At 42.5% G+C, this 24568-nt stretch carries 22 protein-coding genes; 19 read left to right on the top strand and 3 right to left on the bottom strand.

Annotation, left to right across the window (positions count from 1 at the left end; all coding sequences use genetic code 11):
* Nucleotides 1-2 precede the first annotated feature (2 nt).
* From DFP77_RS13690 to rpsA, 3 genes are all read left to right on the top strand, one after another.
* Complete coding sequence (locus DFP77_RS13690) at nt 3-2249, top strand: bifunctional prephenate dehydrogenase/3-phosphoshikimate 1-carboxyvinyltransferase (RefSeq protein ID WP_114412806.1); 2247 nt, start codon at nt 3-5, stop codon at nt 2247-2249.
* 19 nt (nt 2250-2268) lie between these two features.
* Nucleotides 2269-2952, top strand: coding sequence for a (d)CMP kinase (cmk, locus tag DFP77_RS13695; protein ID WP_114412807.1), 684 nt, complete (start codon nt 2269-2271; stop codon nt 2950-2952).
* 180 nt (nt 2953-3132) lie between these two features.
* Nucleotides 3133-4815: a 30S ribosomal protein S1 gene (rpsA, locus tag DFP77_RS13700; protein ID WP_114412808.1), complete on the top strand. Its 1683-nt coding sequence runs from the start codon at nt 3133-3135 to the stop codon at nt 4813-4815.
* A gap of 134 nt (nt 4816-4949) precedes the next feature.
* Here rpsA and DFP77_RS13705 read toward each other — a convergent pair whose 3' ends face one another.
* Together DFP77_RS13705 and tsaA are read right to left on the bottom strand one after the other, a co-directional pair.
* Nucleotides 4950-5198 carry a hypothetical protein gene (locus DFP77_RS13705; RefSeq protein WP_114412809.1) on the bottom strand — a complete coding sequence of 83 codons (249 nt, stop codon included), beginning with the start codon at nt 5196-5198 and terminating at the stop codon, nt 4950-4952.
* An 11-nt stretch (nt 5199-5209) separates the two neighbouring features.
* Complete coding sequence (gene tsaA / locus DFP77_RS13710; RefSeq protein WP_114412810.1) at nt 5210-5929, bottom strand: tRNA (N6-threonylcarbamoyladenosine(37)-N6)-methyltransferase TrmO; 720 nt, start codon at nt 5927-5929, stop codon at nt 5210-5212.
* A gap of 129 nt (nt 5930-6058) precedes the next feature.
* Here tsaA and DFP77_RS13715 point away from each other — a divergent pair, with 129 nt between their 5' ends.
* The 15 genes from DFP77_RS13715 to DFP77_RS13785 all read left to right on the top strand — a co-directional run bounded on the left by DFP77_RS13715 (nt 6059) and on the right by DFP77_RS13785 (nt 21161).
* Nucleotides 6059-7318: a glutamate-5-semialdehyde dehydrogenase gene (locus DFP77_RS13715; protein WP_114412811.1), complete on the top strand. Its 1260-nt coding sequence runs from the start codon at nt 6059-6061 to the stop codon at nt 7316-7318.
* Nucleotides 7308-7973, top strand: coding sequence for a nicotinate-nucleotide adenylyltransferase (gene nadD, locus DFP77_RS13720; RefSeq protein ID WP_114412830.1), 666 nt, complete (start codon nt 7308-7310; stop codon nt 7971-7973). The genes DFP77_RS13715 and nadD overlap by 11 nt, the downstream gene beginning before the upstream one ends.
* Before the next feature lie 14 nt (nt 7974-7987).
* Nucleotides 7988-8341, top strand: a complete 354-nt coding sequence (gene rsfS, locus DFP77_RS13725) for a ribosome silencing factor (RefSeq protein WP_114412812.1) — start codon at nt 7988-7990, stop codon at nt 8339-8341.
* A gap of 11 nt (nt 8342-8352) precedes the next feature.
* A complete protein-coding gene (gene rlmH / locus DFP77_RS13730; protein ID WP_114412813.1) occupies nt 8353-8820 on the top strand; it encodes a 23S rRNA (pseudouridine(1915)-N(3))-methyltransferase RlmH in 468 nt (155 codons plus the stop codon).
* A 10-nt stretch (nt 8821-8830) separates the two neighbouring features.
* Complete coding sequence (mrdA, locus tag DFP77_RS13735; RefSeq protein ID WP_114412814.1) at nt 8831-10714, top strand: penicillin-binding protein 2; 1884 nt, start codon at nt 8831-8833, stop codon at nt 10712-10714.
* Nucleotides 10704-11825: a rod shape-determining protein RodA gene (gene rodA, locus DFP77_RS13740; RefSeq protein ID WP_114412815.1), complete on the top strand. Its 1122-nt coding sequence runs from the start codon at nt 10704-10706 to the stop codon at nt 11823-11825. The genes mrdA and rodA overlap by 11 nt, the downstream gene beginning before the upstream one ends.
* Complete coding sequence (mltB, locus tag DFP77_RS13745) at nt 11822-12880, top strand: lytic murein transglycosylase B (RefSeq protein ID WP_258861167.1); 1059 nt, start codon at nt 11822-11824, stop codon at nt 12878-12880. The genes rodA and mltB overlap by 4 nt, the downstream gene beginning before the upstream one ends.
* Entirely contained in the window at nt 12867-13802 is a 936-nt protein-coding gene (locus DFP77_RS13750) for a septal ring lytic transglycosylase RlpA family protein (RefSeq protein ID WP_114412817.1), read from the top strand. The genes mltB and DFP77_RS13750 overlap by 14 nt, the downstream gene beginning before the upstream one ends.
* 81 nt (nt 13803-13883) lie before the next feature.
* Nucleotides 13884-15032, top strand: coding sequence for a D-alanyl-D-alanine carboxypeptidase family protein (locus tag DFP77_RS13755; RefSeq protein WP_114412818.1), 1149 nt, complete (start codon nt 13884-13886; stop codon nt 15030-15032).
* Between the two features lie 28 nt (nt 15033-15060).
* Complete coding sequence (locus tag DFP77_RS13760; protein ID WP_114412819.1) at nt 15061-15363, top strand: HP0495 family protein; 303 nt, start codon at nt 15061-15063, stop codon at nt 15361-15363.
* Nucleotides 15364-16008, top strand: a complete 645-nt coding sequence (gene lipB / locus DFP77_RS13765; protein WP_114412820.1) for a lipoyl(octanoyl) transferase LipB — start codon at nt 15364-15366, stop codon at nt 16006-16008. It begins immediately after the preceding gene.
* A gap of 1 nt (nt 16009) precedes the next feature.
* Nucleotides 16010-16969, top strand: a complete 960-nt coding sequence (gene lipA / locus DFP77_RS13770; protein ID WP_114412821.1) for a lipoyl synthase — start codon at nt 16010-16012, stop codon at nt 16967-16969.
* A 154-nt stretch (nt 16970-17123) separates the two neighbouring features.
* Complete coding sequence (gene speA, locus DFP77_RS13775) at nt 17124-19025, top strand: biosynthetic arginine decarboxylase (protein WP_114412822.1); 1902 nt, start codon at nt 17124-17126, stop codon at nt 19023-19025.
* A gap of 48 nt (nt 19026-19073) precedes the next feature.
* Entirely contained in the window at nt 19074-19952 is an 879-nt protein-coding gene (gene aguB, locus DFP77_RS13780; RefSeq protein ID WP_114412823.1) for an N-carbamoylputrescine amidase, read from the top strand.
* Nucleotides 19953-20273: 321 nt separating this feature from the next.
* Nucleotides 20274-21161 carry a GNAT family N-acetyltransferase gene (locus tag DFP77_RS13785; protein ID WP_114412824.1) on the top strand — a complete coding sequence of 296 codons (888 nt, stop codon included), beginning with the start codon at nt 20274-20276 and terminating at the stop codon, nt 21159-21161.
* 26 nt (nt 21162-21187) lie between these two features.
* Here DFP77_RS13785 and DFP77_RS13790 read toward each other — a convergent pair whose 3' ends face one another.
* Entirely contained in the window at nt 21188-21913 is a 726-nt protein-coding gene (locus DFP77_RS13790) for a hypothetical protein (protein WP_114412825.1), read from the bottom strand.
* A gap of 181 nt (nt 21914-22094) precedes the next feature.
* Between DFP77_RS13790 and parC the strand changes: the two genes are divergently transcribed.
* The gene (parC, locus tag DFP77_RS13795; RefSeq protein WP_114412826.1) at nt 22095-24392 is read left to right on the top strand and encodes a DNA topoisomerase IV subunit A; all 2298 of its coding nucleotides are present in this window, start codon (nt 22095-22097) and stop codon (nt 24390-24392) included.
* The last annotated feature ends 176 nt before the right edge of the window (nt 24393-24568 follow it).

Here is a 24568-nt window from a genome sequence, read left to right on the forward strand (position 1 = left end):
CTTTGACTGGTGAAAGTGAATTTCAGGCGTTTTTAGATGTGACGCTGCAAGAAAAAAAGAAATTTGGAAATGTCATGATTATCGGTCTTGGCATGATAGGCGGCTCATTTGCTAAGGCGTTAAAAGAGCGGGGCTTGGCCACGCTCTACGGGGTGGATCGCCGAGAGGGGGAGCTGGCACTAGGGGTTTCAACTGGTGTTATTGATCATCCGGCAGAGCTTTCACATGAGTATGTGTCACAGATGGATGTTATTGTTCTTGCTACACCAGTAAGAGCGATGGAGTCCGTTTTAGCTGACCTTAAGCCATTGCTGTTGGAAAAAACCCTTGTTACTGATGTGGGCTCCACAAAAGGCAGTGTTGTTGAATCTGTGCGTCGTGTTTTTGGTTTTGTCCCCGCTAATTTTATTCCTGGTCATCCTATTGCTGGCGCCGAAAAAAGTGGCGTTTTGGCTTCGAATTCGCAGTTGTTTGAAAAGCATATGGCGATTGTGACGCCTTTGCCAGACAGTGATCCTACGCTATTGGATCGATTGCATCGTATTTGGCGTGCGGTTGGTGCTGATGTTGTGAGTATGGATGTTAATCATCATGATCATGTATTAGCCTCTTCTAGTCACTTGCCACATTTGTTGGCTTACACTTTGGTGGATGCCTTGGCAAGTGGTGAGCGTAGTCAAGATATATTCAAATTTGCGGCAGGTGGATTCCGTGATTTTACTCGCATTGCATCCAGTGACCCTGTGATGTGGCGCGACGTTTTTATGGCCAATAAAGATGCCACTCTGGCTACATTGGATCACTTTACGGATCGTCTTGCTGATATGCGTGCTGCTATTGAGCAGGGTGATGGCGCAAGCATGTTCGGTGTTTTTACTCGAGCAAAGTCTGCGCGAGATCATTTTCTTCGACTGTTGGAGCAACGTACAATTGGCTCGGCAAAAGAGGTGCGACCTGTTTCTGTCTCTGTTTTGCCAGCTTCGGCCATAAAAGGGAATATTTCTTTATTGGGTGACAAATCTTTGTCACATAAAGTCATTACTATAGCTGCGCTTTCGGTCGGTGTAAGTGAAGTAAAGAATATTGATTTGACTGGCGATGTTCGTATTACGATGCAGGCTTTCCGTGATATGGGAGTGGTCATTGAGGAGGTATCGGCTGATTGTGTACGAATTCATGGTGTGGGTTTATATGGTTTAAAGGCACCGATAGCCCCAATTAATGTGCATGAATCGAGAGAAAGTCTATATTTGCTGTTGCCTGTATTGGCAGGGCAGTCTTTTGCGGTATCAGTCGTTGCTGAGGGGAAATTACTTAATCAATCGATGAGTGACTTGTTCTCTTTGTTGCGCAAGATGGGGGGCTCTGTAGTATCTGAGGTGGCGGATTGTTTGCCTGTCACCCTGTCTCCAGGCGACTCTTTAAATGTCGATGTTAATTTGAAAACAGGGTCTGGGAATTTGCTAATGGCGGCATTTCTGTCGGCTCTGTATTCTCCTGAAATGGGGCGAGTAAAGCCCTTGTTGCCAGGGCTATCTCATTGCGAGGTTTTGTTGCAACGCTTCGGTAAGAATATGACAAAATCTGGCGAGGGCTTTAACGTTCCTCCAGTACCTTTAGTTGGTACGGATATTGTATTGTCTGGTGATGAGTATGAAGCTGTATGGCTTGTTTTGTTGGCAAGCTTACTGCCTGGATCTGATTTGACTATCGAAAATGTTGGGCTTGATTCTGTCTCTTTCGATTTCTTGTCATTTTTAATGTCTATCGGTGCGGATGTGGTAATACCTCCACTGGCTGAGTCGGGTCTATATGAAGGCAAGTTACAGGCAGGCTTTGCCGAGTTGTCAGCGTTTGTTTTATCGGCAGAGCAGAGTTATCAGCTTAGAGATGAATTGCCTTTGCTTTGTGTAGCAGCAGCGTACGCGAAAGGCGATAGCTGTATAGAAGGTGTTGGTGATTTACCTTATTACTATGAAGATAGAGTGTTGGCCTTGGTGGACGCCCTTGAGTCTATGAAAATCGCTTGCGAGTATGAACAGGGTGATTTGTTGATCAAGGGGGGCTTTCCTCAGGGTGGTGAGTTGGATTGCGCCGGAGATGATAGGCTGGCACTTGCTATGCTTAGTTTGGGTGCGCGTAGTCAATCCGTAACAAAAGTAAATGATTGTCAAAAATTATTAGAAGAATTTAATGAGTTGGAGAGTGTTGCATTGCAATTAGGTTTTCATTGCTCTGTGGCGCAATAGTTTTTTAAGAGGAATAGTTATGATCAACCAAGGCCCAGTTATTACGATTGATGGTCCAAGTGGTGCCGGTAAAGGTACCGTAAGTCAATTGATCGCAGAAAAGCTGGGATGGCACATACTAGATAGTGGTGCTTTATATCGCTTACTTGCTCTTGCAGTGTCGCATCATGGTATGTCTTCTGATGATGTGGAGATGCTAAAGGTTTTAGCTGAGCATTTAGACATACAGTTTGTGCAGTCAGAAGAAGGTAAAGTTGAAATTATTCTAGAGGGGGAGGTCGTAACACAGGCTATTCGAACTGAAGATGTTGGTAATTGTGCTTCTAAATTGGCGGCCATTCCAGAAGTTCGTGAAGGTTTGTTGCTACGTCAACGTGCCTTTTCACAGGCGCCAGGCTTGGTGGCTGATGGGCGAGATATGGGAACAGTTGTTTTTCCTTCCGCTCAGATTAAGATATTTTTAACTGCTTCTGCAGAAGAGCGAGCGCAAAGGCGTTTGCAGCAATTGCAGCAAAAAGGTGAAGCTGTTAATCTAGCCGAACTTGTTAAGACGATTAAAGAACGTGATGAGCGCGATGCGAACAGAGCAATTGCTCCTCTTGTGCCTGCGGCAGGCGCTTTAGTTATAGATAGTACAGATTTGACCATAGAGCAGGTTGTCGAGATGATTTTTGCTGAAACAGCAAAAGCGGGTCTTGTATAATCTGTTCTTTTTCGCGTCTACTTTTTTGTACCTAGAATGTGCTAGAATAGATTAAATGTTGTTCAAGTCGGCAAGGGTGCCAGCAAGCCTTTGTCGCATCATTCAAAAAAATTGACCCACATTTGCTGGCAATGTGGATAAGGCCTAGTTCTTTTATAGGCCAACTATATAGGAAATACAATGACTCAAAGCTTCGCAGAACTGTTTGAAGAAAGCCTGTTAACCGTCGAAATGGCGCCAGGCTCAATTGTTACTGGTATCGTTGTTGATATTGACAGCGAATGGGTAACTGTTCATGCAGGTCTTAAATCTGAAGGCGTAATTCCTCGTTCTCAGTTCCTAACGGAAAGTGGTGAGTTCAACTTAAACATCGGTGACGAAGTTAAAGTTGCACTTGATGCTGTTGAAGATGGTTTCGGTGAGACTAAATTGTCTCGCGAAAAAGCTAAACGTGCAGAAACTTGGTCTGTTCTTGAAAAAGCTTACGAAGAAAACGCCATTGTTCACGGTGTTATCAATGGTAAAGTCAAAGGTGGCTTCACAGTTGATATCGCAAATATCCGTGCTTTCTTGCCTGGTTCTTTGGTAGATGTTCGCCCAATCCGCGACACATCTCATTTGGAAGGTGTGGATCTAGAGTTCAAACTTATCAAGCTTGATCAAAAACGTAACAACGTTGTTGTTTCTCGTCGTGCCGTTATGGAAGCGACTAACAGCGCTGAACGCGAAACATTGCTTGCTTCTCTTGAAGAGGGTCAAGAAGTTAAAGGTATCGTTAAGAACCTTACTGACTACGGTGCTTTCGTTGATCTTGGTGGTGTTGATGGTCTTCTACACATCACTGACATGGCTTGGAAACGCATTAAGCACCCAAGCGAAATCATTGCTGTTGGCGATGAAATCGACGTTAAAGTTCTTAAATTCGACCGTGAACGTAACCGTGTATCTCTAGGTCTTAAGCAGTTGGGTGAAGATCCATGGGTAGCTATTAAAGCTCGTTACCCAGAAAATACTAAGGTAACTGCTAAAGTAACTAACTTGACTGATTACGGCTGCTTCGCTGAACTTGAAGAAGGTGTAGAAGGTCTAGTACACGTTTCTGAAATGGATTGGACTAACAAAAACATTCACCCATCTAAAGTTGTTCAGATCGGTGATGAAGTTGAAGTTATGGTTCTTGACATTGATGAAGAGCGTCGTCGTATTTCTTTGGGTATCAAGCAATGTACAATGAACCCATGGGAAGAGTTTGCTACTTCTTTCAATAAAGGCGACAAGATTTCTGGCGCAATCAAGTCTATCACTGACTTTGGTGTGTTCATCGGTCTTGATGGCGGTATTGATGGTCTTGTTCACCTATCTGACCTATCTTGGGACGAAACTGGTGAAGAAGCAGTTCGTCAATACAAGAAAGGCGATATGCTAGAAACAGTTGTATTGTCTATCGATGCTGAGCGTGAGCGTATTTCTCTAGGTGTTAAACAACTAGAAGAAGATCCGTTCCTAGCTTTCGTTGCTGAAAATGACAAAGGCACTATCGTTAACGGTACTGTTTCTGAAGTTGATGCGAAAGGTGCTGTAGTTGTTCTTGCTGAAGGCGTTGAAGCTACTTTGAAAGTATCTGAAATCAGCCGTGAACGTATCGAAGATGCAACAACTGCATTGAAAGAAGGTGATAAAGTAGAAGCAGCGATCATTAACGTTGATCGTAAAGCTCGTACTATTACTCTTTCTATCAAGCAGAAAGATGCTACTGAAGAGAAAGCAGCGTTGAAATCTCATTCTGAGAAGCAACAAGCTGAATCTAATGGTCCTACCACTATCGGTGATTTGATCAAAGCACAACTAGAAAACCAAAACTAAGTTTTGATTCTTTAGTTGTAATAAAAAAGCGGGCCTAGGCCCGCTTTTTTTTGCATATTTTTTAGAAATTATTGACAGAGAAACTATACATATAACATGTGGATAACCATGGGTATAGGTGTTGTGTATGTTGGTTAGCGCAATGATTCTAATAGTGTGTTTGTGTCTTCCTCGCTCCAATCTTCTTTGTTGAGTAAGGCTTTAAGGGTGTCACTTTTTTGAGCATTTTGAAGATTTTTTTGAAACTTTGCGTAGTGAAAGTCTTTAATGAGGCGCTCATCGTATTCTGAGCGATAAATGGCTGGTTTTACTGAGCTATCTACCTTTTTCTCGTTGAATGAGTCGATTTTTTTGTAGGTATTTAAAAGCTGCTTCTTGTTCATGATTGGCTCACTTATTCGTGCTCTATTCTGAGAACTTCAAAATGGTCATTTCTTGCGCACCACTTTATATTCATGTCCCATAGTTGGATTCCATGTTCTCTATCCACTTGTTCGGATAGGTAAGATGGTCTCGGATCTTGTTCTATTATTTGTTTTATTAAAGTGGTTATTTTCTTGTTGTGCAAATCTTCATATCTTTCGCACTGTGTTTTGGCTTCTACTGAGAAGATGACGGGTTTTTTTTGGACTTCGGCAGGCGCCGGAGCGAAGCCGCCTTCAGCGTTACTGATGCTATCGGCATAAGGTAAATAGGGTTTAATATCTAGAACAGGTGTGCCATCAAGCAGGTCTGCGCCATATAGATCAATAAATACGCGCTGATCTTCTTGATAAATTCGCCCAATTTTTACCACAGACAGGCCTATCGGGTTGGGTCTGTGAGTTGCTCTAGTTGCAAATATCCCTATTTTAGCTTTGCCTCCTAAGCGTGGAGGGCGAACTTTAGCTTTCCAGTTTTCGTTTAGACAGGCATGGAAAATAAATTGTATCCAGATGTGAGAAAAACCATCTAGCCCGTCTACTGTATCAAGCCGGTTGTATGGAGGGATGAGCTCTAGCTTTGCTGTTGCTTCGGTAACTAATCCTGGTTGGCGTGGAATGCCAAATTTTTCTTTGTAGCAAGAATGTATTATACCAATAGTGTTGAGAGTAAAAGAATTTTGGGGGATCAATGGATTATCCTTTCATGAAAATCTGCACTAAATGAATAAAAATAGTGTGATAGTATACTGTCTTGATGAAATAGATCGCGATTTTTTGCGTGTCTAGTGTGTTCTTTTTACTTTTATTAGAGATTAACGATGTCTTTAGAATCTTATATGAATCAAATTGGTCAGCAAGCTAGGGCGGCTTCTCGCCTTCTTGCTAAAGCATCCACAAAGCAAAAGAATATGGCTCTGTTTGCTATGGCAGACGCTTTGGAAAACGCGCGACCTCGATTGATAGAAGAGAATAAAAAAGACATGGAAAATGGCCGTGTCAAAGGTTTGGATTCTGCCTTGTTGGATCGTTTGTTGCTCGATGATGCTCGTATTAATGGCATGATTGAAGGGCTAAAACAAGTTGCCTCTTTACCTGACCCAATCGGGGAAATATCAGACATGGTGTTCTTGCCGTCTGGTATTCAGCGAGGTCAGATGCGTGTGCCTTTAGGGGTTATTGGTATTATTTATGAGTCTCGTCCAAATGTGACCATCGATGCGGCAAGTCTTTGTTTGAAATCTGGAAATGCCACTATTTTACGTGGCGGCTCAGAGGCATTTTATTCCAATCAAGCTATTGCTGAGGCTGTAACGGCAGGTGTCATCGCTGCTGGTTTGCCAGAGCATGCAGTGCAAGTTCTTAATACGACAGATCGTGAAGCGGTTGGCATGTTAATTTCTATGCCTGAGTTCGTTGATGTTATTGTCCCTCGTGGTGGCAAAGGTTTGATTGAGCGCATTAGTAAGGATGCACGTGTACCTGTGATTAAGCATCTTGATGGTAATTGTCATGTCTATATTGATAGTGAGGCGGATCTTGAAAAGGCTTATGCTATTGCCATGAACGCTAAAACCCGCCGCTACGGTGTGTGTAATGCAATGGAGTCATTGCTGGTTCATTCTGAAATTGCTGGGGATATTTTGCCTAAGTTAGTGACTGCTTTGCAGGAAAAAGATGTGTCTCTAGTAGGTTGTGAGCAAGCTCGTGCTATTGGCTCTGTCATTGAAGCTGCATCAGAAGAAGATTGGTATACAGAGTATTTGGCCCCTAAGTTATCTATTAAGATTGTGTCTGATATGGATGAGGCGATTGCTCATATCAATAAGTATGGGTCTCACCATACGGACGCAATTGTTTCGCAGAACTACACAAAAACACGTGCTTTTATGACGGAAGTGGATTCTTCGTCAGTGATGGTGAATGCTTCAACATCTTTTGCTGATGGTTTTGAGTATGGTTTTGGAGCTGAAATTGGTATTTCTACTGACAAAATTCATGCTCGTGGCCCTGTAGGATTGTTGGGGTTGACCAGTCAGAAGTATGTTGTACTTGGCGATGGTCATACTCGTGACAATTAGAGTTAAGGATAATGTAAAGACTTCTGGGTTGGCTATTATGGGTGGGACATTTGATCCCGTTCATAATGGTCACTTAAGAACAGCGGTTGAGATTTTAGATCGCTACCACTACTCCGCTTTGAGGTTAATACCTTGTTTTCAGCCTGTGCACAAAGATCGACCAAGTGTCTTGCCTCAGCAACGACTTGAAATGGCTAGGCTTGCAGTATCTGGTGATGCTCGATTGAGTGTCGATTCTCGTGAGATTGATAGGGAAGGTCCAAGTTATAGTGTCGATACATTACGAGATCTTCGGAGCGAAATAGGTCCAGATGAATCACTCATTATGGTGCTAGGAATGGACAGCTTTTTATCCCTTCCAACTTGGCATAATTGGCAGCAGATTATCCAATATGCTCATTTGTTGGTGGTGTCACGTCCTGGTTGGGAGCCTGACCTAATCTCTGAATTGAGCGGTTTTTGCGAAAACTATCGTGCCGCCTCGTCGCATGAGTTACAATGCGCGCCCTCAGGGCGGGTCTGGTTCGAGACTCTCACTCCTTTGGGGATATCCTCTAGCATGATTAGGGCGTTGGCTCGTAAAAACGAGTCTATTGCTTATTTGTTGCCAGAACCAGTCCAAAACTATATAGAACAACATCAATTATATCGATAGGGTAACGTAATTATATGAGTCAGCTTAACCTCACAGCAGATCAAATTTTGGCTTTTGCTGTTGAAGCATTGGAAGATGTCAAAGGTGATAAAATCACAGTGCTAAATGTAGGAAATCATACTGATATGATGGATTACATGGTTATTTGTACTGGTACTTCAAAGCGTCATGTGAATGCTTTGGGCCAAAACGTATTTGAGCATTTGAAAGGTAAAGGTCTTCAGCCGTTAGGTTCGGAAGGTCGTGGTATGGGCAGTGATTGGGTTTTGGTGGATTTGCATGATGTTGTTGTTCATGTGATGACTGAAGAAGCTCGAGCGTTTTATGATCTTGAAAAGCTGTGGGATATTAAACCAGAACAACTTTAAGGTTTTTTGTAATGCGTATTCGTTTAATTGCTGTTGGTAGTAAAATGCCTAAGTGGGTGACAGAAGGTTATGATGAGTATGCAAAACGTCTTCCAAAAGACTTTGCATTAGAGCTTGTTGAAATTCCAATGTCGCCACGTGGGAAAAATACGGATATAGCTAAGGCAATTCGCAAAGAAGGAGATGCCATGCTTGAGGCAATTCCTTCAAACGACAAGGTCATTGCAATGGAAGTCCTTGGTAAAGAATGGTCTACAGAGCAGCTTGCAGACCAAACTGAGCAGTGGCGTATGGATGGCTACAATGTCAGCTTGTTAGTTGGAGGTCCTGATGGCCTCGACCCAAGGTGTACATCGCGAGCAGATCAGGTTTGGTCTTTGTCTCGTTTAACGTTACCCCATCCTATGGTGAGAATTATTTTAGCAGAGCAGATATACCGTGCTTGGACGCTGATGAACAATCACCCGTATCACAGGTAAAGGTGGTCAGGTGAGCCGTCGACATCAGAATTTTCGGAATTATCGTCAAGAACAGCGGTTAACTCAGCATCGTTTGATTGCCGCTGCGTTATTTGTTTTGTTAATGGCTATTATATTGATGGCTAGGCTGTTCTATCTGCAAGTGATAGAACATGACCTTTATCAGACAAAAGCGGATGATAATCGGGTGATGTTGGTCACTGAACCACCACCTCGTGGTTTAATCTATGATCGTAATGACGTTATTTTAGCGGATAATCGACCTATACACAGTTTAACCATCACTCCTGAACGAGTAGACGACTTTTCTCAATTAAAAAAGCAGCTCTCTGGCATTATTGAAATTAGTGATGCTGAGTGGGAAGACTTTGATGACAGACGTAAAGAATACCGCCGACCTTATCAATCCTTAACGTTAAAATCTCAACTAACCGATGAGGAGTGGGCTAAAGTCGCCGTTGACCTTTACAGGCTTGATGGTGTTCAAGTTGAAGCACAATTAACTCGTTACTACCCATACGGTGAGGCATTTGCTCATGCTGTCGGTTATGTGGGAAGGATTACATCAAAAGATCTAGAAACGGTCGACAGGCAGGCCTACCAAGGCGCCTTGTTTATTGGTAAAACAGGTGTTGAAGGCTACTACGAGAAAACACTCTTTGGTGAAGCAGGCCTTAGTAAAGTAGAAGTGAATGCTCGTGGCCGTATCATGTCAGAGTTGGATCGACAGAACCCAACTCCAGGCAAAGATTTACATCTGTTTTTAGATGCAAGGCTGCAGCAGTATGCTTATGACCTGTTAGGCGATTATACAGGGTCGGTTGTAGCAATAGACCCAACAACGGGGGGTATTTTGGCCTTGGTATCAAAGCCTGGTTATGACCCTAACTTGTTTGTCCGTGGTATCTCTTACGACGATTATAATGTTCTTCGTCAATCTAAAAAACTCCCTTTATTTAACCGAGCGTTACGTGGCGGCTATCCTCCAGCATCAACGATTAAGCCTTTTATGGCTCTTGCCGGTCTAGAGTATGGCTTTGCCTCTTGGACTGAACGTTATTTTGCTAAAGGTTACTATCAGATTAATCCAGATGGGCGACGTTATCGAGATTGGAAGCGAACGGGTCATGGCTGGATTGATTTAGAGCGATCTATCATAGAATCGGTTGATACCTATTATTATCAGTTGGCGAATAAAATGGGGATTACCCCAATCCATAATTTTTTGACACGTTTTGGTTTTGGTCAAAGTAATTTGTTGGACCTAAATGGTCAAAGTAATGGTCTGTTGCCATCTAATGAGTGGAAAAAAGCCAAATATAAAGAACCTTGGTACCCAGGTGATTCTGTAAACGTTGGTATAGGGCAGGGGTTTATGGTGGCCACTCCTGTACAAATTGCCTCCGCTACATCTGCGCTTGCAAGCAGAGGGCATTATTTTTATCCGCGTATGACGAATACAGTTGGGGATGACCCCGCTGTTTTTGAAAATGGTCTTGGTGACGAGCACGATATTGTGCTGAAAGATCAGCGTAATTGGGAGCGAATGGTTGTTGCTATGCGTAAAGTAATAACTGATTCGCACGGTACGGCTCGACGCTTGCAAGGGACGGAATATGAGATTGCAGGTAAAACAGGTACTGGGCAGGTGTTTAGCTTACAAGAAGACCAAGAGTATGATGCGGATAGCTTGGAAAAAAGGTTACACGATCACGCCTTATTTATTGGTTTCGCTCCTGCCAAGCAGCCCAAAATTTCTATATTTGCGATTTTTGAAAATGGGGGCAGTAGCTCCAAACCTGCAGATTTAAGTAGGGCTCTGTTTGATGCGTATCTTTATGATGACTACCCTGACAGATATGACTATTTAAAAGGTAATAAGAATGAAGGATAGTATTTATCGTAGAGCCTTGTCTTTTACCAATGCCCGCCTATGGAAACTGGTTCATATAGACATTCTGCTTATTGCCTCTCTACTATTGTTGATAGCGGGCGGCCTTTTTATTCTTTATTCTGCCTCTGGTCAGGATGTCGAAATGGTCGAGCGACAAGTGTTTCGTTTGGCAGTTGGGCTTTTAGTGTGTTTGGCGTTGGCTCAGCTTCCTCCTAAATATATGCGACGTTCGTCACCCGCTTTATTTATTTTTATCTCAGTGCTTTTGATTGGGGTGCTGTTTTTTGGGGTGGGGGCAAAAGGCGCTCAACGTTGGTTGGCTTTGCCTGGCGGTCTGCGGTTTCAACCTTCTGAAATTATGAAGATCGTTATGCCTATGATGATCGCTTGGTATTTCTCTGACAGACAGCTTCCTCCTAGCTTTAAACAAATATTGGTCGTACTTGGTCTTATAGTATTGCCTGTGTTGCTGATCGCTAAGCAGCCTGATTTGGGGACTTCTCTGTTGGTTGCTGTGTCTGGCATTTTTGTTTTGTTTCTTGCTGGACTTGGCTGGCGCTATATATTGGGCGCAGCGGCGTTAGCTCCTATAGCGGGTTATACGTTATGGCAGTTTATGCATGATTATCAGCGGCAACGTGTATTGACGTTTTTAAATCCGGAAAGCGATCCGCTAGGGTCCGGTTGGAATATTATCCAATCTAAAACAGCGATTGGCTCTGGTGGTTTATATGGAAAAGGTTTCTTAGAGGGGACACAGGCTCAGTTAGACTTTCTTCCTGAAAGTCATACGGATTTTATTATCGCTGTTCTTGCTGAAGAATTTGGTATGCTAGGTTGTGGTGTTCTTATCTTGGCGTATTTATTGGTTATTGCTCGAGGCTTGTATATTTCTGCCACGGCTGAAGATAATTATGCGCGCTTATTAGCGGGTAGTTTAACGCTTACCTTTTTTGTGTATATGTTTGTAAATATTGGGATGGTGTCAGGTATTCTCCCTGTGGTTGGGGTACCCTTACCACTCGTTAGTTATGGTGGAACCTCGATTATTACCATCATGGCAACCTTTGGGATTTTAATGTCAATACAAACACATAAAAGAGCAAGATGATGATTAAGCAAGCTGCATTTGTATTTTTAGCGCTTGGTCTGACTGCGTGCAGTAGTATGGATCACTCTACATTTCCTTCTGACTCAGGAGTCAGTAATTCTCTGCTTGATGATACGCCTAAAGAATGGGGTGATTCTTACGCAGGTTATCCTGAGGTTCAGCGCTTTATTAGCCGGTTAGTGAAAGAGCATAATTATGATAGGAACCGCCTAGAGCTGGCATTTTCTCACATCAAAGTGCGGCCTAAGGTTATTGAAAAATCAGACAATCAACCTGAAGTTATTACGCCTTATTACGAGTATAAAACTCGCTTTGTAAACGAAGATAGAGCAAAAGCCGGACGTGAGTTTGCCAAACGTAATGAGAAATGGCTACGTAAAGCTGAGCAAGAGTTTGGCGTTGAGCCTAATATTATTGTTGCTTTGATTGGTGTAGAAACGTATTACGGACGTATCACTGGTTCAAAAGACGTTTTTACCTCACTTACGACATTAGCGTTTGACTATCCAAGACGAAAAGATTATTTCCAAAGCGAGCTGGAAGCTTATTTATTGTTAGTTCGCCAAGAGGGATGGAACATTGGCGACACAAAAGGGTCATATAGTGGTGCAATGGGTATGGTCCAATTTATGCCAAGCAATTATCAAAAGTTGGCGGTAGATTATGATCAAAATGGCCATATTGACTTATGGGGATCTGACGCTGATGCCATTGGTAGTGTTGCTAACTACCTTAAACATCATGGGTGGAAGACGAAAGAACCTTGGTTTGTTATGGCTTACGTTGCCGAACCAGATAAGGTGGCTGATTTAATTAATCGTGGTAGAGAGCCTAGCTCTGAAATGACTGAGTGGTCTGCACTTAATGTGCTTCCTGCACAGTCTTTTATTCCTCGAAAGACGGGATTAATTGCTTTAAGAACGGGACCTGAAGATGTGTCTTATTGGCTTGCCTACGAAAATTTTTTCACCATCATGGACTATAACCCAAGTAGGCGGTATGCCATGTCAGTACTTGAGCTTGCGGAGAGTATAGGAAGCTATGAGAGCTATTAACATACTATTTATTGCCAGCATTAGTTCGCTGGTATTGAGTGGTTGTATGAGTACACGTCATGTTTTAGGTAAAGATGATATAGATTATGAAAAAGCATCAGGTGGCGGTCGCTATTCTATTTTGCAGGATCACGCTCCGACAGGTGATATAAAAGTAGACCATTTACCAGACTTGGTGCCGAAGTGGGAACAAAAGAGTCGTGGTGGTAATAAAAGTCCCTACGAGGTTTGGGGCAAAAAGTATTGGGTCATGGACTCAGCTCAAGGCTATGTAGCCGAAGGTACAGCTTCTTGGTATGGAAAGAAGTTTCATGGTCATAAAACCTCAAATGGGGAAACATATGACATGTACGCTTTTTCTGCGGCACACAAATCCTTGCCATTACCGACTTACCTCAAGGTAACGAATCTCGACAACCAGCGTTCTGTTATTGTTCGTGTTAATGATCGTGGGCCATTTCATGGCGATCGATTAATTGATCTTTCTTATGCCGCAGCGGCTCGTCTTGACTATCATAAGAAAGGATTAGCTCGGGTCAAGGTTGAAGCGATAACACCTGCTCAAGGGCAAGCTTATCGCCCTGATGAAACGGTTGTGAGTGCACCTGCTCCACCGCTGAAAGCCTCGCCTGCTAAGGCTTTAACAGCCCCGGTAGTTGATGTTCAACGTTCTCAGACTGAATTGTCTTTTTCTCACTTACAAATGGGGGCATTTAGTTCTGAGGAGTCTGCAGATAAACTAAAACTCCGACTTTTTGAGGCATTTGATACCAGTGTAAAAGTTGTTATCAATAAGCAAAGCGATGGTCTATATAAAGTCTTTGTCGGTCCCTTTGAAAGTTCTGAAGAACTGCTTGATTGGCAAAGTAAGTTACAGCAAGAGGGCTTTGGCAACCCTGTTAGGGTTGCTTTAGTGCCGTAGGTAAGATTTGTTTGGGCTAGAGATTCGGTTAATGCTCTAGTATTATTTATTCACATTTTTTAGAAGACGATTTTTTTGAGTATGAAAAAACTCCTTGTTACCTTATCACTCGTATTTTGTTTCGTAAGTAGCTCTATTTTTGCAGCTCCTTCATTGATCCCGACACCTCCGCAGTTATCTGCCTCTAGCTATATTTTGATGGACGCATATACCGGAGATATTTTAGTTGAGCATAATGCTGATCAAGCTTTGCCACCGGCAAGCCTGACGAAACTAATGACGGCTTATATTGTTGAATACGAGCTTGCTCGTGGAAATTTATCTTTAGAAGATAAAGTAACCATTAGCGAGAAAGCATGGAGAATGGAAGGTTCTCGCATGTTTATTCGTGAAGGTACTCAGGTTAGTTTAGAAAACCTGATGCGCGGTATTATTATTCAGTCTGGCAATGATGCCAGCGTTGCAGCCGCTGAATATGTTGCAGGAAGTGAATCTGCATTTGCAGATTTAATGAATCAGCATGCTCAGCTACTTGGAATGACAAATTCACATTTTGTTAATTCAACAGGCTTTCCTGCAGAAGATCACTATTCCAGCGCTCATGACTTAGCTAAATTGTCTCGTGCTACTATTTTGCAGTTTCCTGAAAACTATAAAATGTATGCCGAAAAAGAGTTTACATACAATAATATTCGCCAGCCAAACCGTAACCGTTTGTTGTGGAGAGATAAAACTGTTGATGGCCTGAAGACAGGGCACACTGAGGCAGCGGGATATTGTTTAGCAGCATCAGCGGTACGTAATGGTACACGCCTAATTACAGTTGTTATGGGGACAAAATCGGATGCTGCACGTGCGGCTGAAGCTCAAAAACTGTTGGATTATGGTTTTAGATATTATGAAACTCGTAAGCTTTATAGCCGCGGACAAGTGGTGAATAATGCTCGAGTATGGGGTGGTAGCCAGCCAAATGTAAAAGTTGGCTTTTCAGAAGATGTCCTAGTGACTATGCCTCGTCAACAAGGCAACTCTATTCAAGCGACGTTGGATATGGAGAAAGAAATTGTTGCTCCTATCGCGGTCGGTGATGTTTTAGGGAAAATCGTTGTTGGTTCTGAAGATAATATATTATTAGAGCGCCAAGTTGTGGCATTAGAAGCCGTGGAAGAAGGTGGTTTCTTCAAGCGAATGTTTGATAAAATTAAGCTCTTCTTTATGAACTTGTTTTAAGGCCTTATAGGCGAATGGTAAACTAGAAATGGCACTAATTACGAAAGATGGTGATCAAACAGAAAAAGTGGTTGATGCACCGAAAATAGAGTTTCCTTGTGAAAACTATGTGATCAAAGTAGTTTCACTTGATGTTGATGATATTCATCAAGAAATCAAAGAATGCTTGCTTGTTCATGCTCCAGAAATGGCGGAAGCAGAGAATATTAATCGCTCTAGTAAAGGGCGCTTTATTAGCTTTAGTTTTCGTATAGTAGCTCAGAGTGAAGACCAATTATCGGCTTTGCATCGCGACTTAATGTCGATTGAAGCCGTTAAAATGGTCATGTAAATGCAGCTGAATTTAATTTGCCGTGACTTGGGCGTGATTGATTACGCTGATACATGGGAGCGAATGAAGGAATTTACTCAGTGTCGATCGAAAGAGGATGCTGATGAGATTTGGCTGTTGGAACATCCAGCTTTATTTACGCAAGGACAAGCTGGGAAGGAAGAGCATCTCTTAGCTCCTGGTGATATTCCCGTTATTCAAGTCGACCGTGGTGGTCAGGTCACGTATCATGGGCCTGGGCAACTGGTTGCTTACGTTTTAGTAGATTTAAAACGTCTTGGGATCGGTGTTCGAGATTTGGTCAGTGTACTAGAAAACTCTGTGGTAGGTACTTTGGCTATGAATTCTATTGATGCCTACCCAAAGCCCGATGCTCCTGGGGTGTATGTGGATGAGCAAAAAATAGCCTCGTTGGGATTGCGTGTGCGCAGAGGCTGTTCATTTCATGGCTTAGCTTTGAATGTTGATATGGATCTCAACCCATTTAATCGTATTAACCCGTGTGGCTACCAAGGCTTACAAATGGTTGATATGAAGCGTCTTAATAAAGACAGTATTTTATCGAATGTAAAAGTTCAGTTGGCGAATCAGTTGGCTGAACAACTCGGATACAGTTATCCGGCTATCCAACAAGGGTGGAATTAGAATGACAGCTGAACGCAAACGCGTTGTCCAAGGGGAAAAGTTACGTGGTGCCGATAAAATGGCGCGTATTCCTGTAAAAATTGTTCCAACAGAAGAGATTCCTCGTAAGCCTGATTGGCTTCGAGTTCGTATGCCTGCTTCTCCTGAAATTGCTCGTATTAAAGCAACGTTAAGAGAGCACAAGTTGGCGTCTGTTTGTGAAGAAGCAAACTGCCCAAATTTGGGTGAATGCTTTAGTAATGGTACTGCTACTTTCATGATTATGGGTGAGATTTGTACTCGTCGCTGTCCTTTTTGCGATGTTGCTCACGGTCGCCCTAATCCACTTAGCACAGACGAGCCAAAAGAATTAGCAGCTGCCATTCGCGACATGAAACTTAAATATGTTGTTATTACATCGGTAGATCGCGACGACCTTCGCGATGGTGGTGCGCAGCATTTTGTTGATTGTATTCGAGAGACTCGTGCAGAAAGCCCGAATATCGAAATAGAAACATTGGTTCCTGACTTTCGTGGTCGTATGGAAGTGGCTATTGACACCCTTTCAATAGCACCGCCAGATGTCTTTAATCATAACCTAGAATCTATTCCTCGCTTGTATCGTCAAGTAAGACCTGGGTCTGATTATCAGTGGTCACTGGATCTTTTGAAAAACTTTAAAGATCGTTGCCCTGAAGTACCAACTAAATCAGGCTTGATGGTTGGTATGGGCGAAACGTTTGAAGAAATTGTCGAAGTACTAAAAGATTTGCGAGCGCATAATGTGGATATGTTGACAATTGGTCAGTATTTGCAGCCATCTAAGCATCATTTCCCAATGGCTCGATTTGTACCACCTGAAGAATTTGCCCGTTATGAAGAAGTGGCAAAAGAGCTAGGTTTTAAGCATGCTGCATGCGGACCTTTGGTTCGCTCTTCTTACCATGCGGATAAACAAGCACATGGCGAACGAGTGTCTTAATTTGTTCCTTCGTTAGAATAAAGCGGAGTTAAGATTTATCTTAGCGCCGCTTTTTTTTATTTTAACTATACCTGAAATATCTGTCTGTGCTTCACTAAGTACACTTTATAAGAATGAGTGCTAATGTTTAGGTACATAGACATTTGGAGATAATATGAAGCCTTGGTCAATCAAAGATTCAATGGAACTTTATAATGTGAGTCATTGGAGTAGTGACTTTTTTTCAATCAATGATAAGGGTCGAGTGATTGCGTTACCGGATAGAGAAAATAGTATTGACCTAACTGAGCTTTCGGAAGCGCTTAAACAACAGGGGATTCCTTACCCATGTCTTGTTCGATTTCCTAATATTCTGCATTCGCGCATTGAAAAAATCACGAACTCGTTTCAACAAGCCATAGACTATTACGACTACCAAGCGCAATACGCTATTGTTTATCCAATTAAAGTGAATCAGCAGCGCCGAGTGGTTGAAGAGATCGCCGCTTGTCAGCCTGATAATTCATCTACTGTGGGCCTTGAGGCTGGCAGTAAGCCTGAGTTGATGGCTGTTCTAGCTATGCATAAAAATGCTGATGGTATTATTGTGTGTAATGGCTACAAAGACCGTGAGTTTATTCATCTTGCCTTGATGGCCGAAAAGATGGGGCATCAAGTTTTCATCGTAGTTGAGAAAATGCATGAGCTAGATTGGATTCTAGAAGAAGCGGAAAAAATTGGAGTTCAACCTCGTATTGGTATTCGTATTCGACTGGCTTCAACTTGCACTACTCACTGGGGCAATAGTGGTGGTGAAAAATCGAAATTCGGTCTAACCACATCTCAGTTATTACGTGCCATTGATCGATTACGTGAATTGGATTTATTGCATTGTCTTGAATTAATCCATTTTCATTTAGGGTCGCAAATTACCCGAATCCGAGATATTCAAAATAGTCTGAAAGAATGTGCTCGTTATTATGCTGAACTTCATCAAATGGATGTCAAAATCAAGTGGGTTGATGTTGGTGGCGGATTGGGTGTTGATTATGAAGGCACTCGCAGTCAGAACGACTTCTCTGCAAACTACAGCATCGGTGAATATGCTAATAATGTGGTGTTTGCTTTCCATAATGTGTGTGAGCAATATGAACTACCTCATCCACATTTGATCTCTGAATCTGGTCGTGCGGTAACGGCTCATCATGCGATGATGATTGCCGATGTTTTTTCGCATGGCGCAGAGCTTTTACCGATTGAAGAGCCGAGTGAAGAGTGTGAATTAGAACTACAACGACTCTGGGCGTCTTATCAAAGCCTAAAGGGGCAACAGGAAGAGGGTCGCTCTCTGGTTGAGATTTATCATGACTTGCTGGATGACTTTAATGATAGTTTGACTTTATATAACCACGGTCAGCTTAACCTTGCCCAAAGAGCGCAAGCTGAAAATCTTTTCTTATCAGCGTGCCGTAATTTATTGCCTCGTTTAGATAATCGAAACCGAGGTCATCGCCCAGTTATTGATGAGCTTAACGAACGTTTAGCCGAAAAGTTGTTTGTCAATTTGTCAGTGTTCCAGTCAATGCCTGATGCCTGGGGGATTGATCAATTATTTCCTGTGTTGCCTTTGCAGGGATTGGATCAGGCGCCTTCTTTTAGAGGTAAGATTCAAGACGTCACCTGCGATTCTGACGGTTGTTTATATAGCTATGTGGATGGTCAAGGTATTGAGTCGTCTCTGCCATTGCCACCGCCGCCGCCGAAAGGCGAGGATTATCTGATGGGCTTTTTCTTAGTGGGAGCGTATCAGGAAACCTTAGGGGATCTACATAATTTATTTGGTGACACTTGTTCGGTCGACGTATATCTAACGGATGACGGCTTTAGAATCGACCATGTATTAAAAGGTGATAGTGTTCAGGATGTGTTGAAGTTTGTTAGTTATGATGAGAAAGAATTAATTAAGCGCTATCAAGATAGAATAGCAGCAAGCTCACTTAGTCAGGAAGAGCAGGTGAAGCTTATGGCTACTTATAAAAAAGTACTAGAAGGCACAACCTATTTGACTCAGGTATAAGCTAAGCCTTTGAGCTTACGACACAAGATATTTTGGAGGTAGTAGAGTATGAGTACAGTAAAAGTAGCCTGCGTTCAAATGGCAATTAGTACAGATTTTCAAGAGAACCTAGACAATGCTGTTGCGCAGGTAAGAGAAGCTGCAGCAAATCAGGCAAATATAATTCTGTTACAAGAATTGTTCATGGGGCCATATTTCTGCATCGATCAAAAGCCTGCTTGCTTTGATTGGGCGCAGCCTGTTAATGATTGTTTGGCGATCCAGACTATGAGTGCGCTTGCAAAAGAATTGGGTGTGGTTTTGCCAATTAGCTTTTTTGAGCGCGATGGGAACGTCTTTTATAACTCATTAGTGATGATTGATGCCAATGGTGATGTGATGGATTTGTACCGCAAGACGCATATTCCAGATGGTCCTGGTTACCAAGAAAAATACTACTTCACACCAGGTAATATTGGCGTGAAAGTTTGGGATACAAAGTTTGGTCGAATTGGTTGTGGGATTTGTTGGGATCAGTGGTTTCCAGAATTGGCTCGTGAATTGGCTTTAAAAGGTGCTGAGTTGATCTTCTATCCTACAGCAATTGGCTCTGAACCTCCTTACCCAGAGTGGGATTCAAAAGATCATTGGCAAAGAACCATGCAAGGCCATTCTGCCGCGAATATGGTGCCTGTTATTGCTGCGAACCGTGTTGGTCGAGAAGAAGGAGAAAATAGCTTTATTCAGTTTTATGGTTCTTCTTTTATGACAGACGAAATGGGCGCTATGAAGTGTGTTGCGGGTCGAGATGAAAGTATAATTCTATATTCTGAATACGATTTAGATGCAATACGCAAAGCACGCCGTTCTTTTGGGTTATTCCGTGACCGTCGACCAGATCAATATCAAGCGGTTACTTCGGGTGCTGGGGTCACTTGGGATAAATAGTCAAAAAAGTGCCCGCTTCAAAGCGGGCACAAAAGCTTTCCATATCCCTATTGATATAAAGGGGGATACCAATAGGGAAGATCTACTCACACTTGGCTTTTCGAAGCCTAAAAGGTTTTAAAATAATAGTGTAATAGGTATTTTTAAGTACCTCTGTCGGTAGTCAAAAGCATATTGCTACGCTTTAATAAAATAAAATGAACCGTCAGTATAGATCTGTCCAAACTTAGGTAATAACTATAGTCGGAGATTGCCAATAAGTACGTATATAATTCATGTTTGCACATTTTAGAGCCATCTTTCTGTCTGATTAGAGAGTCTATGAACGTATTTAGTTCCCCAAATGCATTGCCTTATTATGCCGTTTCGCTTTCTAGTAAACTGATGTCGAATGATTTGACCTACCGAATTATGGCTGAAAAAATACTCGAACTTGTGAAAGATCAGCCCGGCTATCTTGGTGCCGAATATAGCTCAGGTGAGATGGACGTATTCATGACTTATTGGGCAAGCAAAGCTGAGGCTGAGGCTTGGCTTAATCATGATGTACAGCGTAGGCTTTTATCTATTGGTGAAAATTGTTGGTACGAAGAATATTCGTTAAAGCTGTTTGAAGTGATGAAGGATATGTCGTTTAAATACTCTAACCATGATTTGTATGCATCACGCTTTCCTCGTATCGTCACGGAACGAGGAGTACTAAGGGTGTTGGATGAAAGCCAAGCGCCTCTACTGTATGACTATATCAACCAAGAAAAGGAATTTTTAACACAGTGGGAGCCACTTCGCAGTGAAGGCTACTACTCGCTTGAAACCTGTGCGTTGCGCATACGTGAAATGCGTCGAGACTTCCTTGAAGACAGAGGGGTTGTGTTCTGCTTTTTATCTTCTAATGAAGACAGAATGCTTGCGTATACCAATTACTCCAATATTATTCGTGGGGTTTTTCAAGCTTGTAATTTAGGGTACAGCATACGAGAAAGTGAGCAGGGAAAAGGGATTATGCATGAAGCATTAAGCGCGGGGTTAGAGTACCTTTCTAAAGAGTTGCATATTGATCGAATACAAGCCAGTTACATGCCGAGAAATGTTCGCAGTGCAGCGGTACTGAAGAAGTTAGGTTTTGATAAGGAAGGTGTGGCAAGAGATTATTTGAAAATTAACGGCGAGTGGGAAGACCATATTTTAACTGCGCTAGTATTGCGTTAGTTGTCTATTGAACAGAGCTTACTTCACTAGGTTCGGGTTAGAAGGTGTACGCGTCCTTCGCTGTAATCTTTGGTCATAACTGAAAGTACAATACTATTTTGATCTCCTGGGTTTAATATGGCGACAGCTTCCTTAGGAGGGACAACTTTTCCTATACTAGGGCAAGATGTAGGTGTTTTTGATTTGCTCATGAAGACTGCAGAGCCATTCAATGGTAAAAAATACTGCGTCGCTGCTTTATGGTAATAGAGGGTTTCATTGTATTTTGTTGGGTACAATTCTAGTGCAATTCGCCCGTGCTCTGTTTCCCAAAGAGGCCACACTTTGATTTGGTTCCTTCCTAATTGCAATTCTACCGTTCCTGACGATATTTTCTCAAATGGGTGAGTGGACTTTGTATTAACAGAGGTCGACAGTCTAATTAAGCAAAGCTCGACTCTGGGTGTGAGTAAAGTGACAGAGTTAATCGTATTTGCATTGAGCCAAATTCCTTGATGCTTTTTCAAAGTGATTTCTTCCGCTATGTTTTGAACATTGCTGGACTCATATTGTTGCAAGTACACTTCGCCTTTAAGCAAAAACAGGAATGTATCAACTGGATTGTGATAAAAGCGGGTCGGTGTCACATCTTGAACAAGGTGATCATGGATAATTAAAAGGTCGTCTTGCTGGTGCACAATAATACGTTTGCTGGCTTCGCCAAGACTGTAGTCTAGGGGGGTGCTTGTATTTTGGGCTGTTGCATTCACCATCGGTTACCTTTTTGCTAATTGACAGTATTGAAACACGAGAATGCAGGCCTTTCCATGATAATCTTACGCAGACTGTTGCAGTGTATTGGGAAGTTTCTTTATAGTTGTTCCCATATTAGTTTATGAAATCCGTATGTGTCGATAATTTACACATTCAAACGATTGTAGAAGGAAAATTTCCTTGAGTGAGTTGTCAAATTTTGAGTCGAATGAAACCCTTTCATTAAAAGACTACACAGAAAAAGCGTACTTAAATTACTCAATGTACGTGATTTTAGACCGAGCATTGCCACACATTGGTGATGGGTTAAAACCGGTTCAGCGTCGCATCATCTACGCGATGAGTGAACTTGGTCTAAAAGCCAGCGCTAAATACAAAAAATCCGCTCGTACCGTGGGTGATGTTCTGGGTAAGTTCCACCCTCATGGTGACAGTGCCTGTTATGAAGCTATGGTGCTGATGGCACAGCCTTTCTCGTATCGTTATCCATTAGTGGACGGGCAAGGTAACTGGGGCGCGCCAGATGATCCAAAATCTTTCGCTGCCATGCGTTATACCGAATCTCGATTGTCTAAATACGCTGATGTCTTGCTTAGAGAAGTGAGTCAAGGAACAGTGGATTGGGTGCCTAACTTTGATGGGACTCTACAAGAGCCGTCGGTTTTACCATCACGCCTGCCAAATTTATTGCTTAATGGTACCACAGGTATTGCTGTTGGCATGGCTACTGATATTCCACCACATAACTTGCGTGAAATTGGTGGTGCTTGCATTCATTTGCTTAATAACCCAAATGCTGACTTAGAAGATCTACTTAATTTTGTCCAAGGCCCGGACTTTCCAACAGGTGGTGAAATCATCACGCCTAGAAGCGATATTGTTAAGCTTTATGAGACAGGTAAGGGACAAATTAAAGCCAGAGCTCGCTTTACTATTGAGGAAGGCGAGATCGTTGTAAATGAGCTTCCGCATCAGGTGTCTGGTAGTAAAATATTAGAGCAAATTGCAGCGCAAATGCAGGCGAAAAAATTGCCTATGGTGGTGGATTTACGTGATGAATCGGATCACGAAAACCCTACTCGATTGGTGATTGTGCCTAAATCAAATCGTGTTGATATTGATTCGGTGATGACGCATCTCTTTGCAACGACAGATCTTGAGAAATCTTACCGCACGAACATGAATGTGATTGGGCTTGACGGTTTACCGCAAGTTAAGCCGCTGAAGAATTTCTTATCTGAATGGTTGCGCTTTCGTATTGATGTTGTGCGTCGTCGTTTACAATTCCGCCTGGACAAAGTTAATAGCCGTTTGCATATTTTAGAAGGCTTGTTGATTGCTTACTTAAATATCGATGAAGTTATTGAAATCATCCGTACGGAAGAAAAGCCGAAAGTCGAGTTAATGTCTCGCTTTGGCTTAAGTGATGCCCAAGCAGAGTCAATTCTAGAGTTGAAATTACGTCATCTTGCTAAGCTTGAAGAAATGCGTATCAAGGGGGAACAAGACGAGCTAGAGAAAGAACGCAAGCAGCTTGAGGGGCTATTGTCTTCTGATCGTAAGCTGAAGAAATTGATTTCAGATGAGATTCAAGAAGCAATTGGCGCTTTTGGTGATGACCGCCGTACACCTATTGTAGCTCGTAAAGAAGCGCAAGCTTTTAGCGAAGAAGATTTGTTATCTAATGACCCTATTACTGTGGTTATTTCTAAGCAAGGCTGGATTCGTGCTGCCAAAGGCCATGATATTGATGTAAATGGATTGAGTTATAAATCTGGCGATGAATTCCTAGTTAGTGCAAAAGGTCGCTCTAATCAGATGCTTGTTCTAGTTGCTTCAAATGGGCGTACGTATTCGATTAAAGCGCATACCTTGCCCTCTGCTCGAGGACAGGGAGAGCCCATAACTGGACGTATTTCATTAGAAAAAGACGCAACAGTTGTTTCTATGGTGCTTGATAGTGAAGAGACCCATTACTTGATTGCCAGCGATGCAGGTTACGGCTTTGTTGCGCAGCTCAAAGATTTGTATGCAAAAAATAAAGCAGGTAAAGCAACCTTGACGCTACCAAAAGGTGGACAAGTAATGGCGCCAGTGCGTGTTCAGGATCCTACCTCAGGTCGTGTTGTTGCTATCTCTAATGAAGGGCGTATGTTGGTATTCGATGTGGCTTCGTTACCTCAGATGGCAAAAGGTAAGGGCAATAAGATGCTTAGCATCCCAAGTGCTCGTGCTGCCGATAGAGAAGAGCTGGTGGTTGCTTTAGCCTGTGTGCAACCAAATGATCTTTTAACCGCTTATGCTGGGAAACGTTTCATTTCCTTCACGGAAAAAGATTTAGAGGAATATCTCGGAGAGCGTGGCCGAAGAGGTCTTAAGTTGCCAAGAGGACTACAACGAATTGATAGTCTTGAAGTCAAGATTGGAGAGGGAAAGGTAGCTAAAACTGATGACTCGCCAAGCCAAGATTTATTTTAATAATGGATAAAGTGAGACGAGGGTCTAGAATTGAATTCTAGGCTCTCATTTTTTTGAACCAGGTCTTGGGTTTTGTACTTACGGCGTCTTTCAAGGTAGTTGTCGCCTAAAATAATTAAGCAGCGTCTTTGTGTTGCTCTGGATTTAATTCCACATCACCTATTGGCTGCCAGTTT

Source organism: Marinomonas foliarum, assembly GCF_003337275.1.
GTDB classification, from domain to species: domain Bacteria; phylum Pseudomonadota; class Gammaproteobacteria; order Pseudomonadales; family Marinomonadaceae; genus Marinomonas; species Marinomonas foliarum.

What these genes read in the sequence shown, in the direction of transcription:
- DFP77_RS13785 (WP_114412824.1), top strand. Translation starts at nt 20,274, where the DNA reads ATGAACGTATTTAGTTCCCCAAATGCATTGCCTTATTATGCCGTTTCG.
- aguB (WP_114412823.1), top strand. Translation starts at nt 19,074, where the DNA reads ATGAGTACAGTAAAAGTAGCCTGCGTTCAAATGGCAATTAGTACAGAT.
- rpsA (WP_114412808.1), top strand. Translation starts at nt 3,133, where the DNA reads ATGACTCAAAGCTTCGCAGAACTGTTTGAAGAAAGCCTGTTAACCGTC.
- lipA (WP_114412821.1), top strand. Translation starts at nt 16,010, where the DNA reads ATGACAGCTGAACGCAAACGCGTTGTCCAAGGGGAAAAGTTACGTGGT.
- lipB (WP_114412820.1), top strand. Translation starts at nt 15,364, where the DNA reads ATGCAGCTGAATTTAATTTGCCGTGACTTGGGCGTGATTGATTACGCT.
- rodA (WP_114412815.1), top strand. Translation starts at nt 10,704, where the DNA reads ATGAAGGATAGTATTTATCGTAGAGCCTTGTCTTTTACCAATGCCCGC.
- DFP77_RS13790 (WP_114412825.1), bottom strand. Translation starts at nt 21,913, where the DNA reads ATGGTGAATGCAACAGCCCAAAATACAAGCACCCCCCTAGACTACAGT.
- rlmH (WP_114412813.1), top strand. Translation starts at nt 8,353, where the DNA reads ATGCGTATTCGTTTAATTGCTGTTGGTAGTAAAATGCCTAAGTGGGTG.
- mltB (WP_258861167.1), top strand. Translation starts at nt 11,822, where the DNA reads ATGATGATTAAGCAAGCTGCATTTGTATTTTTAGCGCTTGGTCTGACT.
- DFP77_RS13705 (WP_114412809.1), bottom strand. Translation starts at nt 5,198, where the DNA reads ATGAACAAGAAGCAGCTTTTAAATACCTACAAAAAAATCGACTCATTC.
- DFP77_RS13750 (WP_114412817.1), top strand. Translation starts at nt 12,867, where the DNA reads ATGAGAGCTATTAACATACTATTTATTGCCAGCATTAGTTCGCTGGTA.
- rsfS (WP_114412812.1), top strand. Translation starts at nt 7,988, where the DNA reads ATGAGTCAGCTTAACCTCACAGCAGATCAAATTTTGGCTTTTGCTGTT.
- DFP77_RS13755 (WP_114412818.1), top strand. Translation starts at nt 13,884, where the DNA reads ATGAAAAAACTCCTTGTTACCTTATCACTCGTATTTTGTTTCGTAAGT.
- DFP77_RS13715 (WP_114412811.1), top strand. Translation starts at nt 6,059, where the DNA reads ATGTCTTTAGAATCTTATATGAATCAAATTGGTCAGCAAGCTAGGGCG.
- DFP77_RS13760 (WP_114412819.1), top strand. Translation starts at nt 15,061, where the DNA reads ATGGCACTAATTACGAAAGATGGTGATCAAACAGAAAAAGTGGTTGAT.
- cmk (WP_114412807.1), top strand. Translation starts at nt 2,269, where the DNA reads ATGATCAACCAAGGCCCAGTTATTACGATTGATGGTCCAAGTGGTGCC.
- speA (WP_114412822.1), top strand. Translation starts at nt 17,124, where the DNA reads ATGAAGCCTTGGTCAATCAAAGATTCAATGGAACTTTATAATGTGAGT.